The organism is Pseudomonas lurida (assembly GCF_013522705.1).
GTDB classification, from domain to species: Bacteria; Pseudomonadota; Gammaproteobacteria; order Pseudomonadales; family Pseudomonadaceae; genus Aquipseudomonas; species Aquipseudomonas quebecensis.
Genome location: NZ_JAAMRE010000016.1, coordinates 87358 through 111201, shown reverse-complemented (window position 1 = coordinate 111201; position 23844 = coordinate 87358). Strand labels below are relative to the sequence as shown.

At 59.3% G+C, this 23844-nt stretch carries 21 protein-coding genes; 16 read left to right on the top strand and 5 right to left on the bottom strand.

The features are described from left to right. Positions 1-95: 95 nt before the first annotated feature. The gene (gene gltA / locus G7025_RS15135; protein ID WP_034137560.1) at positions 96-1385 is read right to left on the bottom strand and encodes a citrate synthase; all 1290 of its coding nucleotides are present in this window, start codon (positions 1383-1385) and stop codon (positions 96-98) included. A gap of 364 nt (positions 1386-1749) precedes the next feature. On the opposite strand from gltA, the gene sdhC reads away from it, so the two are divergent. The 11 genes from sdhC (at position 1750) to G7025_RS15080 (ending at position 15710) form a co-directional block, all read left to right on the top strand. Next, positions 1750-2127: a succinate dehydrogenase, cytochrome b556 subunit gene (gene sdhC, locus G7025_RS15130; RefSeq protein WP_181079974.1), complete on the top strand. Its 378-nt coding sequence runs from the start codon at positions 1750-1752 to the stop codon at positions 2125-2127. Beyond that, entirely contained in the window at positions 2121-2489 is a 369-nt protein-coding gene (sdhD, locus tag G7025_RS15125; RefSeq protein WP_003233245.1) for a succinate dehydrogenase, hydrophobic membrane anchor protein, read from the top strand. Before sdhC ends, sdhD begins: the two co-directional genes overlap by 7 nt. A 3-nt stretch (positions 2490-2492) precedes the next feature. Beyond that, complete coding sequence (sdhA, locus tag G7025_RS15120; RefSeq protein WP_181079973.1) at positions 2493-4265, top strand: succinate dehydrogenase flavoprotein subunit; 1773 nt, start codon at positions 2493-2495, stop codon at positions 4263-4265. A gap of 11 nt (positions 4266-4276) precedes the next feature. Next, positions 4277-4981 carry a succinate dehydrogenase iron-sulfur subunit gene (locus G7025_RS15115; RefSeq protein WP_034096664.1) on the top strand — a complete coding sequence of 235 codons (705 nt, stop codon included), beginning with the start codon at positions 4277-4279 and terminating at the stop codon, positions 4979-4981. A gap of 262 nt (positions 4982-5243) precedes the next feature. Next, on the top strand, positions 5244-8075 hold the full coding sequence (locus G7025_RS15110) for a 2-oxoglutarate dehydrogenase E1 component (protein ID WP_181079972.1): 2832 nt from the start codon (positions 5244-5246) through the stop codon (positions 8073-8075). A 44-nt stretch (positions 8076-8119) separates the two neighbouring features. Beyond that, the gene (gene odhB, locus G7025_RS15105; RefSeq protein ID WP_181079971.1) at positions 8120-9343 is read left to right on the top strand and encodes a 2-oxoglutarate dehydrogenase complex dihydrolipoyllysine-residue succinyltransferase; all 1224 of its coding nucleotides are present in this window, start codon (positions 8120-8122) and stop codon (positions 9341-9343) included. Positions 9344-9446: 103 nt separating this feature from the next. Beyond that, a complete protein-coding gene (gene lpdA / locus G7025_RS15100) occupies positions 9447-10883 on the top strand; it encodes a dihydrolipoyl dehydrogenase (protein WP_181079970.1) in 1437 nt (478 codons plus the stop codon). A gap of 204 nt (positions 10884-11087) precedes the next feature. Next, the gene (gene sucC, locus G7025_RS15095) at positions 11088-12254 is read left to right on the top strand and encodes an ADP-forming succinate--CoA ligase subunit beta (RefSeq protein WP_060754516.1); all 1167 of its coding nucleotides are present in this window, start codon (positions 11088-11090) and stop codon (positions 12252-12254) included. Continuing rightward, complete coding sequence (gene sucD, locus G7025_RS15090; RefSeq protein ID WP_003172813.1) at positions 12254-13135, top strand: succinate--CoA ligase subunit alpha; 882 nt, start codon at positions 12254-12256, stop codon at positions 13133-13135. The genes sucC and sucD overlap by 1 nt, the downstream gene beginning before the upstream one ends. A 350-nt stretch (positions 13136-13485) precedes the next feature. Then, a complete protein-coding gene (brnQ, locus tag G7025_RS15085; RefSeq protein WP_181079969.1) occupies positions 13486-14799 on the top strand; it encodes a branched-chain amino acid transport system II carrier protein in 1314 nt (437 codons plus the stop codon). A 170-nt stretch (positions 14800-14969) separates the two neighbouring features. Beyond that, positions 14970-15710, top strand: a complete 741-nt coding sequence (locus tag G7025_RS15080) for a DUF599 domain-containing protein (RefSeq protein ID WP_181079968.1) — start codon at positions 14970-14972, stop codon at positions 15708-15710. Positions 15711-15802: 92 nt separating this feature from the next. On the opposite strand, the gene G7025_RS15075 is transcribed toward G7025_RS15080, so the two are convergent. Then, the gene (locus G7025_RS15075; protein ID WP_181079967.1) at positions 15803-16045 is read right to left on the bottom strand and encodes a hypothetical protein; all 243 of its coding nucleotides are present in this window, start codon (positions 16043-16045) and stop codon (positions 15803-15805) included. 158 nt (positions 16046-16203) lie between these two features. Between G7025_RS15075 and G7025_RS15070 the strand changes: the two genes are divergently transcribed. From G7025_RS15070 to G7025_RS15055, 4 genes are all read left to right on the top strand, one after another. Beyond that, positions 16204-16680, top strand: a complete 477-nt coding sequence (locus G7025_RS15070; RefSeq protein ID WP_181079966.1) for a PaaI family thioesterase — start codon at positions 16204-16206, stop codon at positions 16678-16680. Beyond that, on the top strand, positions 16677-17129 hold the full coding sequence (locus G7025_RS15065; RefSeq protein ID WP_181079965.1) for a PaaI family thioesterase: 453 nt from the start codon (positions 16677-16679) through the stop codon (positions 17127-17129). Before G7025_RS15070 ends, G7025_RS15065 begins: the two co-directional genes overlap by 4 nt. Before the next feature lie 89 nt (positions 17130-17218). After that, positions 17219-19123: a molecular chaperone HtpG gene (gene htpG, locus G7025_RS15060; RefSeq protein ID WP_181079964.1), complete on the top strand. Its 1905-nt coding sequence runs from the start codon at positions 17219-17221 to the stop codon at positions 19121-19123. 67 nt (positions 19124-19190) lie between these two features. Next, a complete protein-coding gene (locus G7025_RS15055) occupies positions 19191-19919 on the top strand; it encodes a dienelactone hydrolase family protein (RefSeq protein WP_181079963.1) in 729 nt (242 codons plus the stop codon). 99 nt (positions 19920-20018) lie between these two features. On the opposite strand, the gene G7025_RS15050 is transcribed toward G7025_RS15055, so the two are convergent. Both G7025_RS15050 and G7025_RS15045 read right to left on the bottom strand, forming a co-directional pair. Next, complete coding sequence (locus G7025_RS15050; protein WP_181079962.1) at positions 20019-20885, bottom strand: pirin family protein; 867 nt, start codon at positions 20883-20885, stop codon at positions 20019-20021. A gap of 64 nt (positions 20886-20949) precedes the next feature. Next, positions 20950-21366, bottom strand: coding sequence for an OsmC family protein (locus G7025_RS15045; RefSeq protein WP_181079961.1), 417 nt, complete (start codon positions 21364-21366; stop codon positions 20950-20952). 137 nt (positions 21367-21503) lie between these two features. Between G7025_RS15045 and G7025_RS15040 the strand changes: the two genes are divergently transcribed. After that, a complete protein-coding gene (locus G7025_RS15040; RefSeq protein ID WP_370694766.1) occupies positions 21504-22532 on the top strand; it encodes an amidohydrolase family protein in 1029 nt (342 codons plus the stop codon). 86 nt (positions 22533-22618) lie between these two features. On the opposite strand, the gene fabB is transcribed toward G7025_RS15040, so the two are convergent. Then, complete coding sequence (fabB, locus tag G7025_RS15035) at positions 22619-23839, bottom strand: beta-ketoacyl-ACP synthase I (RefSeq protein ID WP_003190033.1); 1221 nt, start codon at positions 23837-23839, stop codon at positions 22619-22621. Positions 23840-23844: the final 5 nt, after the last annotated feature.

Here is a 23844-nt window from a genome sequence, read left to right as displayed (position 1 = left end):
TTTTTGCTTGCGGCTTATAGCTGGAAGCTTGCAGCGCACTAAATTCCAGCCAAAAAAAACGGCCTCATCAGGAGGCCGTTTTTTCTGGCTGGGATTTAGTGCCGATCTTCCAGCTTGGTGATGTCACGCGACTCGTAGCCGGTGTACAGCTGGCGCGGGCGGCCAATCTTGTACGGGCTGGAGAGCATTTCTTTCCAGTGGGAGATCCAGCCCACGGTCCGCGCCAGGGCGAAGATCACGGTGAACATGCTGGTTGGAATGCCGATCGCCTTGAGGATGATCCCCGAGTAGAAGTCGACGTTCGGGTACAGCGAGCGTTCGATGAAGTACGGGTCGGTCAGGGCGATCTCTTCCAGGCGCATGGCCAGTTCGAGTTGCGGGTCGTTCTTGATGCCCAGTTCCTTCAACACTTCGTCGCAGGTCTGCTTCATCACGGTGGCACGCGGGTCGCGGTTCTTGTAGACCCGGTGACCGAAGCCCATCAGCTTGAACGGATCGTTCTTGTCCTTGGCCTTGGCGATGAAGGTGTCGATGTTCGAGACATCGCCGATTTCATCGAGCATGGTCAACACGGCTTCGTTCGCACCGCCGTGGGCAGGGCCCCAGAGCGCGGCGATACCGGCGGCGATACAGGCGAACGGGTTGGCACCCGAAGAGCCGGCCAGACGCACGGTGGAGGTGGAGGCGTTCTGCTCGTGGTCGGCGTGGAGGATGAAGATCCGGTCCATGGCCTTGGCGAGTACCGGGCTGATCGGTTTGATCTCGCACGGGGTGTTGAACATCATGTGCAGGAAGTTTTCCGCGTACGTCAGGTCGTTGCGCGGGTACATCATGGGTTGGCCCATGGAGTACTTGTAAACCATTGCGGCCAGGGTCGGCATCTTGGCAACCAGGCGGATCGCGGAGATTTCGCGATGCTGCGGGTTATTGATGTCGAGGGAGTCGTGATAGAAGGCCGACAGGGCGCCGACCACGCCGCACATGACGGCCATCGGGTGGGCGTCGCGACGGAAGCCGTTGAAGAAGGTCTTCAACTGCTCGTGAACCATGGTGTGGTTCTTCACGGTGCTGACAAACTGGGCTTTCTGCTCGGCTGTTGGCAATTCGCCATTGAGCAGCAGGTAGCAGGTTTCCAGGTAGTCCGATTTTTCAGCCAGTTGCTCGATCGGGTAGCCCCGGTGCAGCAGGATGCCATTGTCGCCGTCGATATAGGTGATCTTCGACTCGCAAGAGGCGGTCGACATGAAGCCTGGGTCGAACGTGAAACGGCCCGTGGCCGTCAGGCCCCGTACGTCGATAACATCGGGACCAACGGTGCCGGTTAAAATGGGCAGCTCGACGGGGGCTGCGCCCTCGATGATCAACTGCGCTTTTTTGTCAGCCATGTGGCCTCCTATTTATGCTTCAAATCATCAGACAGACCCCCCACGCAGGGCCCGCACCACTATAGTGAGATAAATTCAGATGTCAATTTGCCTAAAGTCTTGCTCCAGAAGGCTTTAACCATACTTTTTCGTCGAAATTAACTGCCATTTACGCCTTTTATCCCGTCAGCGCAATCCGCTATTAGGGTGAGGAGCGCGCGTTGTCATTAGTAACCTAACTGTCTATACTCGGCCACCGACCGCCAAGGGCTTTTGGGCTTGCTTTCATTGGGGGTCGCACTCCCTGGGTGGTGCTTACCTGACCAGTGCACTCCCCTACAACTTTGCCCTGATTGTTAGGGGCTCTTCAGTGTGAAAAAAAGCCGTGAAGAATAGCCAACGACCTGTAAACCTAGACCTAAGGACCATCAAACTCCCCATCACCGGCGTTACGTCGTTCCTGCACCGTGTTTCCGGCATCATCCTGTTCCTGGGCTTGGGCATCATGCTTTACGCATTGAGCAAATCCCTGGGTTCCGAGGAAGGTTACGCCGAGGTGAAGGCATACTTGACCAGCCCGCTGGCCAAGTTCGTAGCATGGGGCCTCCTGTCCGCTCTGCTGTATCACCTGGTAGCCGGTGTGCGCCACTTGATCATGGACATGGGCATCGGTGAGACGCTGGAAGGCGGCCGCCTGGGCTCGAAAATCATCATCGCCATTTCCGTGGTGCTGATCGTTCTGGCAGGAGTTTGGATATGGTAACCAGCGTTACGAACCTATCGCGTTCGGGCCTCTACGACTGGATGGCGCAGCGTGTGTCTGCGGTTGTTCTCGCGGCTTATTTCATTTTCCTGATCGGATACCTCGTCGCAAACCCGGGCATCGGCTATGAGCAATGGCACGGCCTGTTTGCTCACAATGCGATGCGAATCTTCAGTCTGCTGGCACTTGTGGCCCTGGGCGCTCACGCCTGGGTCGGCATGTGGACCATCGCGACCGACTACCTCACGCCAATGGCGCTGGGCAAGTCCGCGACTGCAGTACGTTTCCTCTTCCAGGCAGTATGCGGCATCGCGATGTTCGCTTACTTCGTCTGGGGTGTGCAGATTCTTTGGGGTATCTGAGTCATGGCTAACATTCCAACTATTTCCTTCGACGCCATCATTATTGGTGGCGGCGGTGCCGGCATGCGCGCTGCGCTGCAGCTGGCCCAGGGCGGTCACAAGACTGCCGTGATCACCAAGGTGTTCCCGACGCGCTCTCACACCGTGTCGGCTCAGGGTGGCATCACCTGCGCCATCGCGTCCGCCGACCCGAACGATGACTGGCGCTGGCACATGTACGATACCGTCAAGGGTTCCGACTACATCGGTGACCAGGACGCGATCGAGTACATGTGTCAGGAAGGCCCTGCGGCGGTGTTCGAGCTGGACCACATGGGTCTGCCGTTCTCCCGTACCGAGCAAGGCCGTATCTACCAGCGTCCGTTCGGCGGCCAGTCGAAGGATTACGGTAAAGGCGGGCAGGCTGCCCGTACCTGCGCCGCGTCCGACCGTACCGGCCACGCGCTGCTGCACACCCTTTATCAGGGCAACCTGAAAGCCGGTACCACGTTCCTGAACGAGTACTACGCGGTTGACCTGGTCAAGAACTCCCAAGGCGAGTTCGTCGGTGTGATCGCCATCTGCATCGAAACCGGCGAAACCACCTACATTCGCGCCAAGGCTACCGTTCTGGCCACCGGCGGTGCGGGCCGTATCTATGCATCCACCACCAACGCCCTGATCAACACCGGCGACGGTGTAGGTATGGCCCTGCGTGCCGGCGTGCCGGTGCAGGACATTGAAATGTGGCAGTTCCACCCGACCGGTATTGCCGGCGCCGGCGTACTGGTGACCGAAGGTTGCCGTGGTGAAGGTGGTTACCTGATCAACAAGCATGGCGAGCGTTTCATGGAGCGCTATGCGCCGAACGCCAAGGACCTTGCCGGTCGTGACGTTGTTGCCCGTTCGATGGTTAAAGAGATCATCGCCGGCAACGGTTGCGGTCCGAATGGCGACCACGTGATGCTCAAGCTCGATCACCTGGGCGAAGAAGTGCTGCACAGCCGTCTGCCAGGCATCTGCGAACTGTCCAAGACTTTTGCGCACGTTGACCCGGTAGTTGCTCCGGTTCCGGTTGTTCCGACTTGCCACTATATGATGGGCGGCGTGCCGACCAACATCCATGGCCAGGCGATCACTCAGGATGCCGATGGCGTTGACACCATCATCCCTGGTCTGTTCGCAGTGGGTGAAGTGGCATGCGTATCGGTTCACGGTGCCAACCGCCTGGGCGGTAACTCGTTGCTCGACCTGGTGGTATTCGGTCGTGCGGCAGGCCTGCACCTCGAGAAGGCGCTGACCGACGGTATCGAGTACGACGACGCCACCGACGCCAACATCGAGGCCGCCCTGGCGCGCCTGTCCGCTCTGAACGAGCGCACCGATGGCGAAGACGTGGCAACCCTGCGTCGCGAGCTGCAAAGCTGCATGCAGAACTACTTCGGTGTATTCCGTACCGGCGAATACATGCAGAAGGGTATCGCCCAACTGGCCGACCTGCGTACGCGCATCGCCAACGTCAAGATCAACGATAAGAGCCAGGCGTTCAACACCGCTCGTATCGAAGCCCTTGAACTGCAAAACCTGCTGGAAGTGGCCGAAGCGACCGCGATTGCCGCCGAGGTTCGTAAGGAATCCCGTGGTGCGCACGCGCGTGAAGACTACGAAGACCGCGACGACGAGAACTGGCTGTGCCACACCCTGTACTTCCCGGGTGAAAAGCGCGTTGCCAAGCGTGCCGTGAACTTCTCGCCGAAAACGGTTCCGACCTTTGAACCGAAGATTCGGACTTACTAAGGGTGGCTGCCATGTTGAAAGTCAGTGTTTATCGCTACAACCCTGATCAGGACGCTGCGCCGTTCATGCAGGAATTCCAGGTCGATACCGGTGGTAAAGACCTGATGGTGCTGGACGTGCTGGCCCTGATCAAAGAGCAGGACGAGGGTTTCTCCTACCGTCGCTCCTGCCGTGAAGGTGTCTGCGGCTCCGACGGCATGAACATCAACGGCAAGAACGGCCTGGCGTGCATCACGCCGCTGTCCGCCGTGGTGAAAGGCAACAAGCTGATCGTTCGTCCACTTCCAGGTTTGCCGGTTATCCGTGACCTGGTTGTCGATATGAGCATCTTCTACAAGCAATACGAGAAAGTTAAGCCGTTCCTGCAGAACGACACGCCGGCCCCGGCCATCGAGCGTCTGCAGTCCCCGGAAGAGCGCGACAAGCTCGACGGTCTGTACGAGTGCATTCTGTGCGCCTGCTGCTCGACCTCCTGCCCGTCCTTCTGGTGGAACCCGGACAAGTTCCTGGGTCCTGCTGCCCTGCTGCAAGCGTACCGCTTCCTGGCAGACAGCCGTGACACCAAGACGTCTGAGCGTCTGGCTTCGCTGGATGACCCGTTCAGCGTATTCCGCTGCCGCGGGATCATGAACTGCGTCAACGTATGTCCCAAGGGCCTGAACCCGACTAAGGCCATTGGTCACATCCGTAACATGCTGCTGCAGAGCGGCGTGTAACTGACGTTGTAGTAAAGGCAGGACCGTTGTGCCCGTAAATGCTGCGGCGCAGGCTTCAACCGGCGCCGTAGTTTTAACTTGAGCAGCGACTTACAAAGCCGCAGCTCTTATTTTGAAGAAATGAGACAAGCAGGGGCATTCGGGTTGGTACCCGAACTATCAGCGTGATCCTAAGTGGCTTGTTTTGGTCGCTGCACTTGGCCTTTTGCAAGCAAACTCGGTGTTTTCGCCGGTGGTGTCCCCAAATCGAGGGTGACCAAGCATGCAAGAAAGCGTGATGCAGCGCATGTGGAACAGCGGCTATCTTTCAGGTGGTAACGCTGCCTATGTGGAAGAGCTTTATGAGCTCTACCTGCACGACCCTAACGCTGTGCCAGAAGAATGGCGCACCAAATTTCAGACGTTGTCTTCAGACGGCAACGCTGCCACCGATGTATCGCACGCAACAATTCGCGATCAGTTCGTGCTGCTGGCAAAGAACCAGCGCCGCGCCCAGCCGGTTTCCGCCGGCAGCGTGAGCAGTGAGCATGAGAAGAAGCAAGTTGAAGTACTGCGACTGATCCAGGCCTACCGGATGCGTGGCCACCAGGCGGCCCAGCTTGACCCGCTGGGGCTCTGGCAGCGTCCTGCACCGGCTGACCTGTCGATCAATCATTACGGCTTGACCAATGCCGATCTTGATACGACCTTCCGTGCCGGCGACCTGTTCATCGGCAAAGAGGAAGCGAGCCTACGCGAAATTCACGAAGCGTTGCAGCAGACATATTGCCGCACCATCGGCGCTGAATTCACGCACATCACCGATTCCGAGCAGCGCCAGTGGTTCCAGCATCGCCTGGAAGGCGTGCGCGGCCGCCCGGCGTTGTCCGCTGATGTTCGCAGCCACCTGCTCGAGCGCGTGACTGCTGCTGAAGGCCTGGAGAAATACCTGGGGACCAAATACCCGGGCACCAAGCGTTTCGGCCTGGAAGGCGGCGAAAGCCTGATCCCGATGCTTGATGAGCTGATCCAGCGTTCCGGTTCCTACGGTACCAAGGAAGTCGTGATCGGCATGGCCCACCGTGGTCGCCTGAACGTGTTGGTCAACACCTTCGGCAAGAACCCGCGTGAGCTGTTCGACGAGTTCGAAGGCAAGAAGAAGGTCGAGCTGGGTTCCGGTGACGTTAAATACCACCAGGGCTTCTCGTCCAACGTGATGACCACCGGCGGTGAAGTTCACCTGGCCATGGCATTCAACCCATCCCACCTGGAAATCGTTTCGCCAGTGGTCGAGGGGTCGGTGCGTGCTCGCCAGGACCGTCGTAACGACACCACCGGTGAAAAGGTTCTGCCGATTTCCATCCACGGTGACGCGGCATTCGCCGGTCAGGGCGTGGTTCTGGAAACCTTCCAGATGTCGCAGACTCGCGGCTTCAAGACCGGCGGTACCGTTCACATCGTCATCAACAACCAGGTGGGCTTCACCATCAGCAACCCGCTGGACGCGCGTTCCACCGAGTACGCCACCGACGTTGCCAAGATGATCCAGGCGCCGATCCTCCATGTGAATGGCGATGATCCGGAAGCCGTGCTGTTCGTGACCCAACTGGCTGTTGACTACCGCATGCAGTTCAAGCGTGACGTGGTGATCGACCTGGTCTGCTACCGTCGTCGCGGTCACAACGAAGCGGACGAGCCAAGCGGCACCCAGCCGTTGATGTACCAGCAGATCGCCAAGCAGCGCACTACCCGCGAGCTGTATGCCGAAAGCCTGACCAAGGCCGGCGTGGTGGACGAAGCGCGTGTTCAGGCGAAAGTCGACGAATACCGCAACGCGCTGGACAACGGTCTGCACGTAGTGAAAAGCCTGGTCAAAGAGCCGAACAAAGAGCTGTTCGTTGACTGGCGCCCTTACCTGGGTCACACCTGGACCGCGCGTCACGACACCTCGTTCGACCTCAAGACCCTGCAGGAACTGTCCGCCAAGCTGCTGGAAATTCCGGAAGGCTTTGTGGTTCAGCGTCAGGTCTCGAAGATCTACGAAGACCGTCAGAAGATGCAAGCCGGCGGCCTGCCGATCAACTGGGGTTACGCCGAAACCATGGCGTACGCGACCCTGGCATTCGAAGGTCACCCGATCCGCATGACCGGCCAGGACATCGGCCGCGGTACGTTCTCGCACCGTCACGCGGTATTGCACAACCAGAAAGACGCCAGCACCTATGTGCCGCTGCAGAACCTGTACGAAGGCCAGCCACGTTTCGACCTGTACGATTCGTTCCTGTCCGAGGAAGCCGTACTGGCATTCGAATACGGTTACTCGACCACCACGCCAAACGCGCTGGTGATCTGGGAAGCCCAGTTCGGCGACTTCGCCAACGGTGCCCAGGTGGTGATCGACCAGTTCATCACCAGCGGCGAGCACAAGTGGGGCCGCCTGTGCGGTCTGACCATGTTGCTGCCACACGGTTATGAAGGTCAGGGCCCTGAGCACTCCTCGGCGCGTCTGGAGCGTTACCTGCAGCTGTGCGCCGAGCACAACATTCAGGTCTGCGTACCGACCACCCCGGCCCAGATCTACCACTTGCTGCGTCGCCAGGTGATTCGTCCTCTGCGCAAGCCGCTGGTTGTGCTGACGCCGAAGTCGCTGCTGCGTCATAAATTGGCCATCTCGACTCTGGAAGATCTGGCGGACGGTTCGTTCCAGACCGTGATTCCGGAAATCGACACGCTGGACGCGGCCAAGGTGACTCGCCTGATCCTGTGCAGCGGCAAGGTCTACTATGACTTGCTGGAAAAGCGCCGTGCCGAAGGCCGCGAAGACATCGCCATCGTGCGTATCGAGCAGCTTTACCCGTTCCCGGAAGACGACCTGATGGAGGTCATCGCGCCTTACACCAACCTCACGAATGTGGTCTGGTGCCAGGAAGAACCGATGAACCAGGGCGCGTGGTACAGCAGCCAGCATCACCTGCGTCGCAGCATCGGCAACCATAACAAGGCCCTGGGCCTGGAATACGCCGGCCGTGATGCGTCTGCCGCACCTGCGTGTGGTTATGCCTCGATGCACGCCGAGCAGCAGGAAAAACTGCTGCAAGATGCTTTCACTGTTTAACGCCTTCGCGCTGACTGAAACCGAATTTTAAGGACCCACAGATAATGGCTATCGAAATCAAAGCCCCGTCATTCCCGGAATCGGTTGCCGATGGCACCGTTGCCACCTGGCACAAGAAACCAGGCGAGGCCGTCAAGCGTGACGACCTGATCGTCGACATCGAGACCGACAAAGTCGTGCTGGAAGTGTTGGCTGAAGCTGACGGCGTGCTGGGTGCAATCGTTGCCGAAGAAGGCGCTACCGTTCTGTCGAACCAGGTACTGGGCTCGATCGAAGAGGGCGGCGCTGCTGCTGCCGCTCCAGCAGCGTCCGCTGCTCCGGCTGCCGCCCCGGCCGCTGCTGCCGCCGACGCGGGCGAAGATGATCCTGTCGCCGCCCCGGCCGCTCGCAAGCTGGCTGAAGAGAACGGCATCAACATCGCTTCCGTCGCCGGTACCGGCAAAGGCGGTCGTGTGACCAAGGAAGACGTGGTTGCCGCCATCGCCGCCAAAAAAGCTGCACCGGCCGCCGCACCTGCCAAGGCTGCCGCTCCGGCTGCCGCTGCTCCAGTGTTCGCCGCCGGCGACCGCACCGAGAAGCGCGTACCGATGACCCGTGTACGGGCCACCGTGGCCAAGCGTCTGGTTGAAGCCCAGTCGAATATGGCAATGCTGACCACCTTCAACGAAGTCGACATGACCGAAGTCATGGCCCTGCGTTCGAAGTACAAGGACCTGTTCGAGAAGAGCCACAACGGCGTGCGCCTGGGCTTCATGTCGTTCTTCGTGAAAGCGGCCACCGAAGCGTTGAAACGCTTCCCGGCCGTCAACGCTTCCATCGACGGCAACGACATCGTCTACCATGGCTATGCAGACATCGGCGTTGCCGTGTCCAGCGACCGTGGCCTGGTGGTTCCAGTCCTGCGTAACGCCGAACTGATGAGCCTGGCTGAAATCGAAGGCGGTATCGCCACCTTCGGCAAGAAGGCCCGTGACGGCAAGCTGACCATCGACGAGATGACCGGTGGTACCTTCACCATCACCAACGGTGGTACCTTCGGTTCGATGATGTCGACGCCGATCGTCAACCCACCACAGGCCGCGATCCTGGGCATGCACAACATCATCCAGCGTCCGATGGCCGTCAACGGTCAAGTCGTGATTCGCCCGATGATGTACCTGGCACTGTCCTACGATCACCGCCTGATCGATGGTAAAGAAGCCGTGACTTTCCTGGTGACCATCAAGAACCTGCTGGAAGATCCGGCTCGTCTTCTTCTGGATATCTAAAAAGCAGCGGCAAGCTGCAAGCGACAAGCCCCAGGCTCGAGAGCGGGTGGGTTTCAAACTTGTGGCTTGCGGCTTGTAGCTTGTTGCTAAAAGGGAACCTTTTATGACACAGAAATTTGACGTTGTAGTGATTGGCGCGGGCCCTGGCGGCTACGTGGCCGCCATCAAGGCCGCACAACTGGGCCTCTCGACTGCTTGCATCGAAAAATACACTGACAAGGAAGGCAAACTGGCGCTGGGCGGTACTTGCCTGAACGTTGGCTGCATTCCTTCCAAGGCGCTGCTGGACAGCTCCTGGAAATTCCACGAAGCGCAGGACGGTTTTGCCATCCACGGCATCAACCACGCCGGCGTGACCATGGACGTCCCTGCGATGGTCGGCCGCAAGGCCAATATCGTTAAGGGCCTGACTTCCGGCGTTGCCACCTTGTTCAAGGCCAACGGCGTGACTTCCCTGCAGGGCCACGGCAAATTGCTGGCCGGCAAGAAAGTCGAAATCACCAAGCCTGACGGTTCGGTTGAAGTGATCGAAGCCGAAAACGTGATCCTGGCCCCAGGTTCCCGTCCGATCGACATTCCACCTGCCCCGGTAGACCAGAACGTGATCGTCGATTCGACCGGCGCCCTGGAATTCCAAGCCGTGCCTAAGCGCCTGGGCGTGATCGGCGCCGGCGTGATTGGTCTGGAGCTGGGTTCGGTGTGGTCCCGTCTGGGTGCTGAAGTCACCGTTCTGGAAGCATTGGATACGTTCCTGCTGGCTGCCGATACCGCAGTCTCCAAGGAAGCATTCAAGACCCTGACCAAACAGGGCCTGGACATCAAGCTGGGCGCTCGCGTAACCGGCTCGAAGGTCAACGGCGAAGAAGTGGTCGTGACCTACACCGACAAGGATGGCGAACAAACCATCACCTTCGACAAGCTGATCGTTGCAGTGGGCCGTCGCCCGGTGACCACAGATCTGCTGGCGGCCGACAGCGGCGTGAACATCGATGAACGTGGCTTCATCCACGTTGACGATCACTGCGCTACCACCGTTCCAGGCGTGTATGCCATCGGTGACGTGGTTCGCGGCATGATGCTGGCGCACAAGGCTTCCGAAGAAGGCATCATGGTGGTCGAGCGCATCAAGGGCCACAAGACCCAGATGAACTACGACCTGATCCCTTCGGTTATCTACACCCACCCGGAAATTGCATGGGTCGGCAAGAACGAACAGCAGTTGAAAGCTGAAGGCGTTGAAGTTAACGTCGGCACCTTCCCGTTTGCCGCTTCTGGCCGTGCCATGGCAGCCAACGACACCGGTGGTTTTGTCAAAGTCATCGCTGATGCCAAGACTGATCGCGTATTGGGCGTGCATGTGATTGGCCCAAGCGCAGCAGAACTGGTTCAGCAGGGCGCGATCGGTATGGAATTCGGCACCAGTGCCGAGGACCTGGGCATGATGGTCTTCTCCCATCCGACCCTGTCCGAAGCGTTGCACGAAGCAGCATTGGCAGTGAATGGCGGCGCCATCCACATCGCCAACCGCAAGAAGCGCTAAGCGAGATAATAAGAAACCACGGCGGAGTTGCCCGTCGTGAGCCTTGCGCGCAAGACTCACCGCGGAATATCCGCTGGACGCAGCCTTGCGCAGCTTTACGGGCCATAAGCCCCGCAGGTTGCGCAAGCAGCAGTCACAGGTGGCGCGGCACTCATAATGAGCGCAGCGCCGAATGCGCAGTACCTAACGAAGACGGTAAAAAGCATGAATCTTCACGAGTATCAGGGTAAGCAGCTGTTCGCTGAATACGGCCTGCCAGTATCCAAGGGCTACGCAGTAGACACCCCGGAAGCAGCAGCAGAAGCTTGCGACAAAATCGGTGGTACCGAGTGGGTTGTCAAAGCCCAGGTCCACGCGGGTGGTCGCGGTAAAGCGGGCGGCGTTAAGCTGGTTCGCAGCAAAGAAGACGCCAAGGCCTTCGCACAGCAGTGGCTGGGCAAGCGTCTGGTGACTTACCAGACTGATGCCAATGGCCAGCCAGTCACCAAGATCCTGGTTGAATCGTGCACTGATATCGCTAAAGAGCTGTACCTGGGCGCTGTCGTTGACCGTTCGAGCCGTCGCATCGTGTTCATGGCGTCCACCGAAGGTGGCGTGGACATCGAAAAGATCGCTCACGAAACCCCAGAAAAAATTCTGAAAGCCACCATCGATCCACTGGTTGGCGCTCAGCCGTTCCAGGGGCGCGAGCTGGCTTTCCAGCTGGGCCTGGAAGGCAAGCAAGTTGCCCAGTTCGCCAAGATCTTCGTAGGTCTGGCCAAACTGTTCCAGGATCACGATCTGGCCCTGCTGGAAGTGAACCCGCTGGTGATCAAGGCCGACGGCGACCTGCACTGCCTTGATGCCAAGATCAACATCGACGCCAACGCCATGTACCGTCAGCCTAAGCTGAAGACTTTCCACGATCCGTCGCAAGACGATCCGCGCGAAGCGCACGCTGCCAAGTTCGAACTGAACTACGTAGCGCTGGAAGGCAACATCGGTTGCATGGTCAACGGCGCCGGCCTGGCCATGGGTACCATGGACATCGTCAACCTGCATGGCGGCAAACCAGCCAACTTCCTCGACGTGGGCGGTGGTGCTACCAAGGAACGCGTGACCGAAGCCTTCAAGATCATCCTGTCCGACGCCAACGTCGCCGCAGTACTGGTCAACATCTTCGGCGGCATCGTTCGTTGCGACATGATTGCCGAAGGCATCATCGGTGCAGTGAAAGAAGTCGGCGTTAAAATCCCGGTTGTTGTTCGCCTTGAAGGTAACAACGCTGAACTGGGCGCTAAAGTACTGGCAGAAAGCGGTTTGAACATCATCGCGGCTACCAGCCTGACCGACGCTGCTCAACAAGTTGTCAAAGCTGCGGAGGGCAAATAATGAGCGTCCTGATCAATAAAGACACCAAAGTTATCTGCCAGGGTATTACCGGTTCGCAAGGTAGCTTCCACACCCAGCAAGCCATCGAATACGGCACCAAGATGGTTGGCGGCGTAACACCGGGCAAAGGCGGCACCGAGCACCTGGGCCTGCCTGTGTTCAACACCGTGAAAGACGCTGTAGCCGCCACTGGCGCCACCGCCAGCGTGATCTACGTTCCGGCTCCTTTCTGCAAGGACTCGATCCTGGAAGCGGCATTCGGCGGCATCAAGCTGATCGTTTGCATCACCGAAGGCATTCCTACCCTGGACATGCTGGACGCTAAAGTTAAGTGCGACGAGCTGGGCGTGGTCCTGATCGGCCCTAACTGCCCAGGCGTGATCACTCCAGGCGAATGCAAGATCGGCATCATGCCAGGTCACATTCACTTGCCAGGTAAGGTCGGTATCGTTTCCCGTTCCGGCACCCTGACCTACGAAGCTGTGAAGCAGACCACTGACGCCGGTTTCGGTCAGTCGACTTGCGTCGGCATCGGCGGTGACCCGATCCCAGGCTCCAACTTCATCGACATCCTGAAGCTGTTCCAGGAAGACCCGAAGACCGAAGCGATCGTAATGATCGGTGAGATCGGCGGTTCGGCTGAAGAAGAAGCGGCTGCCTACATCAAGGCACACGTGACCAAGCCGGTTGTTTCCTACATCGCTGGTGTGACTGCCCCTGCGGGCAAGCGCATGGGCCATGCGGGCGCAATCATCTCTGGCGGCAAAGGCACTGCAGACGAGAAATTCGCTGCGCTGCAGGACGCAGGCGTTAAAACCGTGCGTTCGCTGGCAGACATCGGCAAGGCCCTGGCCGAGCTGACCGGTTGGGCTGTCAAGTAAGCCCCGCGCTTAACTGACGCTCCACCCACAAAGGCCACCTTCGGGTGGCCTTTGTGCGTCTTGGATGTACACGATCCAATGTGGGAGGGGACTTGCCCCCTCCCACAGGTGGTCGTATTGCCAAATTAAGTATGAAAACGCGACATCAAGATGTCGCTTATCGGACAGTGCGCCCCGCAACAGTGCGTTTGTCAGCCTAATTCTGTACCCTGGCCGCCTCTTTATGCGCCCGCATCCCAAAAGGACGCTGCGCGCTGGAACGGTCGGTCCCCAAAAGGGCCGCCGGTATTTCCCTCATCCACAGGGAATCCCTCTCTAAATTCCGATTCAGCAGTGTGGTATTTCCTTAAATGAAAGTGTTGAAAAGCCAGGACATCCTGGCGTTGGGCTTCATGACTTTTGCCCTGTTCGTGGGCGCCGGCAACATCATCTTCCCGCCTATCGTTGGCTTGCAGTCCGGGCCTCACGTCTGGATGGCGGCGCTGGGTTTTCTGATCACGGCGGTCGGCCTGCCGGTGGTTACCGTAGTTGCCCTGGCAAAGGTCGGTGGCGGTATGGACGCGTTAAGCAGCCCGATCGGCAAGATCGCCGGTGGCCTGCTCGCGGCGGCGGCGTACCTGGCGGTAGGCCCGCTGTTCGCTACCCCGCGTACCGCGACCGTGTCCTTTGAAGTGGGCCTGGCGCCCTTGACCGGCGAAAGCCCGCTGGCGCTGTTCCTGTACAGCTCGGTGTACTTCCTGGTGGTGTTCTTTGTCTCCCTGTATCCCGGGCGCCTGTTGGACACGGTGGGGCGTTTTCTCGCGCCGCTTAAGATTATCGCGCTGGCTATCCTCGGCATCGCTGCGTTCGCCCTGCCGGCCGGCGATGTGGGTGTCGCTACCCCGGAATATGTCGCTGCGCCATTCTCCCAAGGGTTTATCAATGGTTACCTGACCATGGATACCCTGGGTGCGCTGGTATTCGGCATCGTCATCGTCAATGCGATTCGCTCACGAGGTGTCGAGTCTCCAAAGCTGATCACTCGCTATGCGATCATTGCCGGCCTGATTGCCGGTGTGGGCCTGGCGCTGGTATATGTCAGCCTGTTCCGTCTCGGCTCGGGCAGCCATGCCGTCGCAGCCGGTGCCAGCAACGGTGCGGCAGTGCTGCATGCTTATGTGCAACACACCTTCGGTTCCCTGGGCAGCGGCTTCCTGGCCGTGCTGATCTCCCTGGCGTGCCTGGTGACGGCGGTGGGCCTGACCTGCGCCTGCGCCGAGTACTTCAGCCGCGTGCTGCCCTTGTCCTACAAGACCCTGGTGGTAATCCTGGCGTTGTTCTCGCTGTTCGTATCGAACCTGGGCCTGACCAAGCTGATCGCGTTCTCGATCCCGGTGCTCACCGCGATCTACCCGCCGTGCATCGTGCTGGTGGCACTGAGCTTCTGCAAAGGCTTCTGGCAGGAGCAGGGGCGGATCGTCGGCCCGGTGATGCTGGTGTCGTTCATCTTCGGTTGCATTGATGCGCTCAAGGGCGCGGGCCTGGCGGATTGGTTGCCGGCGCAGTTGGCGAACCTGCCGTTGAGCGAGCAAGGCCTGGCCTGGCTGGTGCCGTCGGTGATGATTCTCGTTGTGGCGGTAGTGGTAGACCGTCTGCTCGGCAAGCGTAGCGAAGCGATCGCATAACGCGCCAGGTTCGAGGTTTACTGAAATGCCCCGTATCAATCGATACGGGGCATTTTTTATGCTTTATGAAACTACACCCTCTAGAGTTGGAAGGGATCAGTGTGGGAGGGGCTTGCCGCTCCCGCCGTCATAGCGCATTACGCCATCATTCACCCTGTCATAGGCTCCGCATGTCGTTCGTCGAAACCAATCAGATTCACCTGCTTGCCGCCCTCTGGTTCGTCCTGTGCTGGGGCGGCTATACCCGTTATGCCACCTGGAAAGCCCGAGACACCGCGTGTCTGGCCAGTGTGCTGCATCTTTACCGTGAAGACTGGATGCGTCGCATGTTGCTGCGTGACAACCGTATCGCCGACGCCAGCGTGATCGGCAACCTGGAGCGCAATGCCTCCTTCTTCGCCTCCAGCACCCTGATTATTCTCGCCGGTATTCTGACCGTGCTTGGCGCTTCCGAGCGCGCAGTGTCATTGCTGGCGGATATTCCCATGGTGCAGCAGGCCTCCCAGGGCATGTCGGAAATCAAGTTGCTGTGCCTGGCGCTGGTGTTTGTCTACGCGTTCTTCACGTTCAGCTGGTGCATGCGCCAATACAACTTCGCGGCGGTGCTGGTAGGGTCGGCGCCGATGATCGGCGAGCGGCATGTGTCTGAGCAGGAACGCAAGGCGTTTGCTTTGCGCGCGGCGCGTGTCATCTCAATGGCCGCCAATCAATTCAACTTCGGACTGCGTTCTTATTACTTCGGCATGACCATGCTTGCCTGGTTTGTCAGCCCCTGGTTGTTCATGTTGATGAGTGCCGGCGTGGTGTTCGTGCTGTATCGCCGCGAATTTCATTCCGACGTGCTGGAGGTGATGGTTTATACGCCAACCGACACGCCGTTAACGGAGCCGGTGAAGGACGCGGTGTCTTAACGCTGTAACCACTGGCGTTAAATACCAGGCAAAGTAAAGCCCGCTATATGAGCGGGCTTTCTTTTTGCAGCACGATTACTTCAAGCCAGGTCTCAGGAACCGGTGGCAGGTGCTGCTTCTTTTGCGGCGGCAGCGTTGGATTCGGCCTGAGCTTTGGCAGCATCGGCGTTTTCTTTCGCAGCGTCGTTCACTTTATCCTGAGCCTTGGCCATATCTTTCTGAGCTTGCTCAGAATGGGCAGCGGCGTCTTGGGCTTTGTCTTCGGATTTCTTGTCGCAGGCAGCCAGACCGAGAGCAGCGGCCAGCATCATGGAAATAGCTAAAGTCTTGCGCATGGGGTGTTTCTCCTTATTGAAGATATCTACTGGCCTTTCGAGCCTGAGGGTTCAGCATTAGTTCCTTTAATTACGCAGATATATAAACAGCACCCTGCCAGGAACTTTCGCCCGCACCCCGTACTCCGCGGATCAACACTAATAAGAGTCTGGACCGAATGAGCGAAAATCCATTGTTAGAGCGTGCCCGACGCTTCGTTTCGGCATTGCGCCATTGCCAGCTGTTGGGCATTACCGTTCATGAGGCCAATACCCAAGGCATGACGCTCATCCTGCCGTACGGCCCGGCGATCGTCGGCGACCCCCTGACCGGCGTGATACACGGTGGCGCGTTGACCTCGTTGATGGACACTGCCTGCGGCATGGCGACCCTGTGTGTACTGGCGGACTTCGAGGTATGCCCGACCCTAGACCTGCGCATCGACTACATGCACCCGGCGGCGCCTCACCAGCCGGTCTACGGCTTCGCCCAATGCTATCGGGTGACCACCGATGTGATCTTCACCCGTGGCGTTGCCTACCAAGAGGACCCGCAGCACCCCATCGCCCATGTAGTCGGTACATTCATGCGCATGGGCAAGCGTCTCAAGGGCACGCAGGGGCTGGGCGATACCCTCAAGGGAGCGCAGGCATGACCCATCGATTCAAGACCCGCCTTGAACAGGCCCATGCGCGCGGTGACTATACGGCGCTGCTCGAGTTGGTTCCGTATGCCCAATTGATCGGCATTGAATGCACGCGCCTGGGCGATGAATTGTTGTTTCGCCTTCCGGCCAACAAAGACAACATTGGTAACCCCATTTTACCGGCCCTGCACGGCGGCGTGATCGCAGGCTTCATGGAGTTGGCTGCGGCGCTGCACCTGCTGGTGTTTACCGGTGCGCCGGGACTGCCGAAAATCATCGACTTTTCTCTGGATTACCTGCGCGCCGGCCAGTTTCGCGACACTTACGCCACTTGCCAGGTGTGGCGTCAGGGGCGTCGCGTGGCGAATGTGGCGATCACTGCGTGGCAAAGCACCGCCGCAGAGCCAATCGCCACTGCTCGAGCGCATTTCAAGATCGAGGACACGAGCCGCTCTTGAAATCCTGCTGTTAGCCCCCAACTTTGATGACAACCCGCCGCCAACCCGCAAGGGCGCGGCCACTGCCATCCAATTGGAGTTTGATGACCATGAGTGTGGAAACTCAAAAGGAAACCCTGGGCTTCCAGACCGAGGTGAAGCAACTGCTGCACCTCATGATCCATTCGCTGTATTCCAACAAGGAAATCTTCCTTCGCGAATTGATCTCGAACGCCTCTGACGCTGTCGACAAATTACGTTTCGAAGCCCTGTCCAAGCCCGAGTTGCTGGAAGGTGGCGCCGAACTGAAAATCCGCGTGAGCTTCGACAAGGACGCCAAGACCGTCACTCTCGAAGACAACGGTATCGGCATGAGCCGTGACGATGCGGTCACCCATCTGGGGACCATCGCCAAATCCGGCACTGCCGATTTCATGAAGAACCTGTCGGGCGATCAGAAGAAGGATTCGCACCTGATCGGCCAGTTTGGTGTGGGCTTCTATTCAGCCTTCATCGTGGCTGACAAGGTTGAAGTGTTCAGCCGTCGCGCCGGCCTCGACGCCAGCGAAGGCGTGCATTGGGCGTCGAAAGGCGAGGGCGAGTTTGAAATCGCCACGATCGACAAGCCAGAGCGCGGCACTCGTATCGTGTTGCACCTGAAGTCCGGTGAAGAAGAGTTCGCCGACGGCTGGCGCCTGCGCAACATCATCAAAAAGTACTCCGACCACATCGCGCTGCCGATCGAGCTGCCTAAAGAAAAGGCCGCCGCCGAAGGCGAAGAAACCCCGGCCCAGGAATGGGAAGTGGTCAACCGCGCCAGCGCGCTGTGGACCCGTCCTCGTACCGAAATCAAGGACGAGGAATACCAGGAATTCTACAAGCACATCGCTCACGATTACGAAAACCCGCTGAGCTGGAGCCACAACAAGGTCGAAGGCAAGCTGGAGTACAGCTCGCTGCTCTACGTGCCGGCTCGCGCGCCGTTCGATCTGTACCAGCGTGAAGCGCCCAAGGGGCTCAAGCTCTACGTGCAGCGCGTGTTCGTGATGGACCAGGCGGAATCCTTCCTGCCGCTGTACCTGCGCTTTATCAAAGGCGTGGTCGACTCCAATGACCTGTCGCTGAACGTGTCGCGGGAAATCCTGCAGAAAGACCCGATCATCGACTCCATGAAGTCGGCGCTGACCAAGCGCGTGCTCGACATGCTGGAAAAACTGGCGAAAAACGAGCCTGAGCAATACAAAGGCTTCTGGAAAAACTTCGGCCAGGTCATGAAAGAAGGCCCGGCGGAAGATTTTGCCAACAAGGAAAAAATCGCCGGCCTGCTGCGTTTTGCCTCGACTCAGGGCGACGACGGTGAGCAGGTTGTGTCGCTGGCCGACTACCTGGCGCGCGCCAAGGAAGGCCAGGACAAGATCTACTACCTGACCGGCGAGACCTACGCGCAGGTCAAGAACAGCCCGCACCTGGAGGTCTTCCGCAAGAAAGGCATCGAAGTGTTGCTGCTGACCGATCGTATCGACGAGTGGCTGATGAGCTACCTCAGCGAGTTCGACGGTAAGTCCTTTGTCGACGTGGCCCGTGGCGACCTGGATCTGGGCAACCTGGATTCCGAGGAAGACAAAAAAGCCGCTGAAGAGGTGGCCAAGTCCAAGGAAGGCCTGGTTGAGCGGATCAAGACTGCCCTGGGCGATGCCGTCAGCGAAGTGCGGGTTTCCCACCGCCTGACCGATTCCCCGGCGATCCTGGCCATTGGCGAACAGGACCTGGGCCTGCAGATGCGCCAGATCCTCGAGGCGAGCGGGCAGAAAGTACCGGATTCCAAGCCGATCTTTGAATTCAACCCCGCGCACCCGTTGATCGAGAAACTCGACGGCGAGCAGAGCGAAGAGCGTTTTGGCGACCTGTCGCACATCCTCTTCGACCAGGCGGCCCTGGCCGCTGGTGACAGCCTGAAGGACCCGGCCGCCTATGTGCGCCGACTGAACAAGCTGTTGGTTGAACTGTCGGTTTAACAACGTCGCAGGAAAAACCCGCTTCGGCGGGTTTTTTCGTTCTAGTGCACTTCAACTGGAGTAAATGATGAGCCAAGTCACCGTGCGTTCCGTGGTCTATCAGATAGATGGGCAATCGTATGAGAGTCGCCTGGCGTTCGATGCCAGCCACGTGGGCCCGCGACCGGGCCTGCTGATGGCGCCGAACTGGATGGGGGTGAGTGCCGGTGCTGAAGAGATCGCCAAAACCGTCGCCAGTCACGGCTACGTAGTGCTGATCGCCGACCTGTACGGGCAAACTGTGCGTCCCTCCAATGGCGATGAAGCCGGCGCGGCGATGATGCCGTTGAAGAACGACCGACCGCTGTTGAACAAACGTATGCAGGCAGCTTTCGAGCAACTGCAGAACCAGACGGAGGCGGCGGTTGATACATCGAAGCTGGCAACCTTCGGTTTCTGCTTTGGTGGCTGCTGCTCATTGGAATTGGCGCGTACGGGCGCACCTTTGAAGGCGGCGGTGTCCTTTCACGGCACCCTCGATACGCCGAACCCGGCGGATGCACGGAATATCAAGGGTTCCGTGCTGGTGTTGCACGGCGCTTCCGATCCCTTGGTCCCTAAAGAGCAACTGCCGGCGTTTGAAGATGAAATGAACGCCGCCGGTGTGGATTGGCAATTGCTCAGCTACGGCGGTGCGGTGCATTCGTTCACCGACCCGCACGCCAATGTGCCGGGCAAGATGATGTACGACGCGAAGACTGCCGCGCGGGCCTTCCAGTCGATGCACAACCTGCTGGATGAAGTGTTCAAGGGCTGAGTGTTCAGGGCCTGTTCCGGCGTCATCGGGGCGAGCTCCCCTCCCACACATGATTGGATTCAGATCGTCAAAATGTGGGAGGGGGCTTGCCCCCGATGGCTATCTCCCAGGCAACTCAATCCTTTCCGATTCCCCCGGAACCGTTGGCCAATCCCCAGCCGCCCAGCGCTGCCTGGCCTGCTCGATCAGCGCAGGATCACTCGCGACAAAATTCCAATTGATCCGCCTCGGCCCATCCAGCGGTGCTCCGCCCAACACCACCAGATGACAGTCGGATTCGGCTGACAACGTCATCGTCTCTCCCTTCGGCAATACCACTAGGCTATGCGCCTGCAACGGTTCGCCATCGAGCTGCGCCTCACCCGCCAGCACATACACCGCACGTTCCTCATGCTCATCCGGGATCAGCAAGGTGGTGGCCGTCTGCATTCGCACCTCGGCATACAGTGTGGGCGACAGCACCGGTACCGGCGATTTGAGGCAGAAGCCAGTGCCGGCAATCAAGCGGATCTGCACGCCCAGTGAGTCGCTGAGCGGTAGGCTCGCCGCCGCGTGGTGGCTGTAATGCCCCGGCCCGGTTTCGTGGTCCCTGGGCGACGCCAGCCACACTTGCAGGCCATGCAGCGTAAAACCGCTGGCCTTGAGCGCCTCCGGCGTGCGCTCGACGTGGGCAATCGCGCTGCCGGCTGTCATCCAACTGACCTCGCCGGCTTGCACTACCTGATCGGAGCCCAGGCTGTCCTTGTGCTGCAAGGCGCCCTCGAACAGGTAGGTGAGGGTCGATAACCCGATATGCGGATGCTGGCGGATATTCATGCCGGTGCCTGGCGCGTAGCGCGTAGCCAGCATGTGGTCGAAGAATACGAAAGGCCCGACGCTTCGGCATTCGCGCGAGGGCAGCAGGCGCAGGATAGGCTGGCCCTCGACATCTTCCTGGCGAGGGCGGATCACGGTGAGGGTGGTCATGGTGCATCCCTGTCTGAGCGGGTTGGAATGCGCTGAGCATAACCCGCTCGACGGGAGGCTGCCGCTATTGGCTGAAAGCACCTTCGGAGAGGGTGGTCTCGATGTTGATGTCGGCGGTGGTCATCAGTTTGTGTACCGGGCAGCGGTCGGCCACACGATGCAGCTCATCGCGTTGCGCATCGGTGAGCACGCCCTTGAGGGTCAACTTGACGTTGAGCGTATATCGGCCTTTTTGCTCGTCGGTGGCATCGTGGGTCACTTCCACCGTCACGCCTGTCAGCGGAATATCTTTTTTCTGTGCGTAGAGCCTGACCGTCAGCGCCTTGCATGAGGCCAGCGCGGCGTCGAAATAATCGTGGGGGGAGGGCGCCGAATCGTCACCGCCCAGGCTTTTGGGCAGGTCGGTGAACAGTTCGTGGTGGTTGATATTGACGCTGTGGCGATAGTTTTCGGTGTTCAGCGTATTGACGATGACTGGCATGGCAAACCTCACAGTGACGGCAGGATAAAGGTCATGCAGTTATAGAGCATGCTGGCACTTAGGTGTTCCTGCTTTTTTCGCCAGATGAACCCGGCGAGGCACGCCAGGGTCTACCTGTATTCCCTGCCTGACGAGAGATCACCGTGCCCTGGACCCGCTTGAGCCTTGCCCTGCTATTGGCCGCAGGTAGCTTCACCGTGCAGGCCCGCGACTATGCCTACAGCGATGCGCACCTGCACTACGTGGACTTTTTCCAGGAAACCGCGGGCATGGACAAGCTGCTCAAGGCCATGGCGGAAAATCGCATCGACCATGTGATGATTTCAGGCGTTCCGGTCGCCAAGAAATGGCATGAAGACGAACCCAAGCGCCCACGCTACTACGCCGGTGATGACGCCGATGCGTATTGGTACAGCGCCACTGACGTGATTGTCGCGGCCGCCGTAAACACACTGAGCCCGGAGCAGCGTCGCCATTTTCATCCGTTTCTGTCCGGTTTCAACCCCAATGACAAGAACTCCGACGCGCATATCCAGCGCATGCTCGACCTCAATCCGGGCTTGTGGCAGGGCATTGGCGAGGTCTTCACCCGCCACGACGACCTGACCGCGCTGACCTCTGGCGACACCCCGCGCGCCAACAACGAGGCCATGACGCGCATTTATCACCTGGCGGCCGAAAACGACCTGCCGGTGCTGCTGCATTCCAACATCACCTCCAAACGCGAGCGCAACCCGCTGTACCTGGCCGAAGTCGAGGAGCCACTGCGCAATCATCCGCACACGCGGTTTATCTGGGCCCATGCCGGCGCCAGCAAGGAGATTCATCGGCATCAGGTACAGATGGATTTTTTGCTGCCCACCTTGAGCCGTCTGCTGGAGGCTTACCCCAATCTGTACATCGACCTGTCATGGAGCATGCTCACGCCTTACCTGCTGGACGAGTCGGGTAAACCGCGGCCGGAGTGGCTGGCCCTGGTGGAGCGCTTCCCGGAGCGCTTTATGCTGGGCTCTGACGTCGTCGGGCGCTTCAATAAACTGGGCAAGGAAATGCACCGCTTCGATCCCTTTCTTGACGCGCTGCCTGAAACGGTTGCCCGTAAGGTGGCGCGGGATAATTTCCTCGCCGTGCTGCCCAGGCACCTGCGTGATAACAGCGCTCCTTGAGCCCGCGCCCCTGCCAGGATTTTCCGTGGCCCATGAAAAAGCCCCGAACCAGTCGGGGCTTTTTCATGGGGAGCAACCTACAAGGCTTACTTGCCCTGCCAGCGCTTGAGCACCAGGGTAGCGTTAGTGCCACCGAAGCCGAAGCTGTTGCTCATCACGGTGTCGATCTTGGCGTTCTCGACGGTCTTGGTCAGGATCGGCATATCGGCGACGACCGGGTCGATCTCGTCGATGTTGGCCGAGCCGGCCATGAAGTTGCCTTCCATCATCAGCAGGCAGTAGATCGCTTCGTGAACGCCGGCGGCACCCAGGGAGTGACCGGACAGGCTCTTGGTAGAGCTGATTTTCGGTGCCTTGTCGCCGAATACCGCACGTACGCCTTCCATTTCCTTGGCGTCGCCGACCGGAGTCGAAGTACCGTGGGTGTTCAGGTAGTCGATTGGGGTGTCGACAGTGGACATCGCCATCTGCATGCAGCGGATCGCGCCTTCACCGCTTGGCGCAACCATGTCGTAGCCGTCGGACGTGGCACCGTAACCGACGATTTCCGCGTAGATCTTGGCGCCACGGGCCAGGGCGTGTTCCAGCTCCTCGACCACCACCATGCCGCCACCGCCGGCAATGACGAAACCGTCACGCTTGGCGTCGTAGGCACGGGAGGCTTTTTCCGGGGTTTCGTTGTACTGGGTGGACAGCGCGCCCATGGCGTCGAACAGGAACGACTGGCTCCAATGTTCTTCTTCACCGCCGCCGGCGAATACGATGTCCTGCTTGCCCAACTGGATCTGCTCGACCGCAGTGCCGATGCAGTGAGCACTGGTGGCGCAGGCGGAGGAGATCGAGTAGTTCACGCCCTTGATCTGGAACGGAGTGGCCAGGCAGGCCGAAACGGTGCTGCCCATGGTACGGGTCACACGGTACGGGCCGACACGTTTCACGCCTTTTTCGCGCAGGATGTCCAGCGCTTCCATCTGGTTCAGGGTGGATGCACCGCCCGAACCGGCGATCAGGCCGGTGCGCACGTTCGACACCTGGTCTTCGCTCAGGCCGGAGTCGGCAATCGCGTCTTTCATGGCCAGGTAGGCGTAGGCGGCGGCGTGGCCGACGAAGCGGTAGATCTTGCGATCAATCAATTCTTCGAGGGGCAGGTCGATGGAGCCGGAAACCTGGCTACGCAGACCCATTTCGGCATATTCCGGGTTGAAGCGGATGCCAGGGCGACTTGCACGCAGGTTAGCGGTGACGGTCTCTTTGTCATTGCCCAGGCAAGAAACGATGCCCAGACCAGTGATAACGACGCGGCGCATGCGGA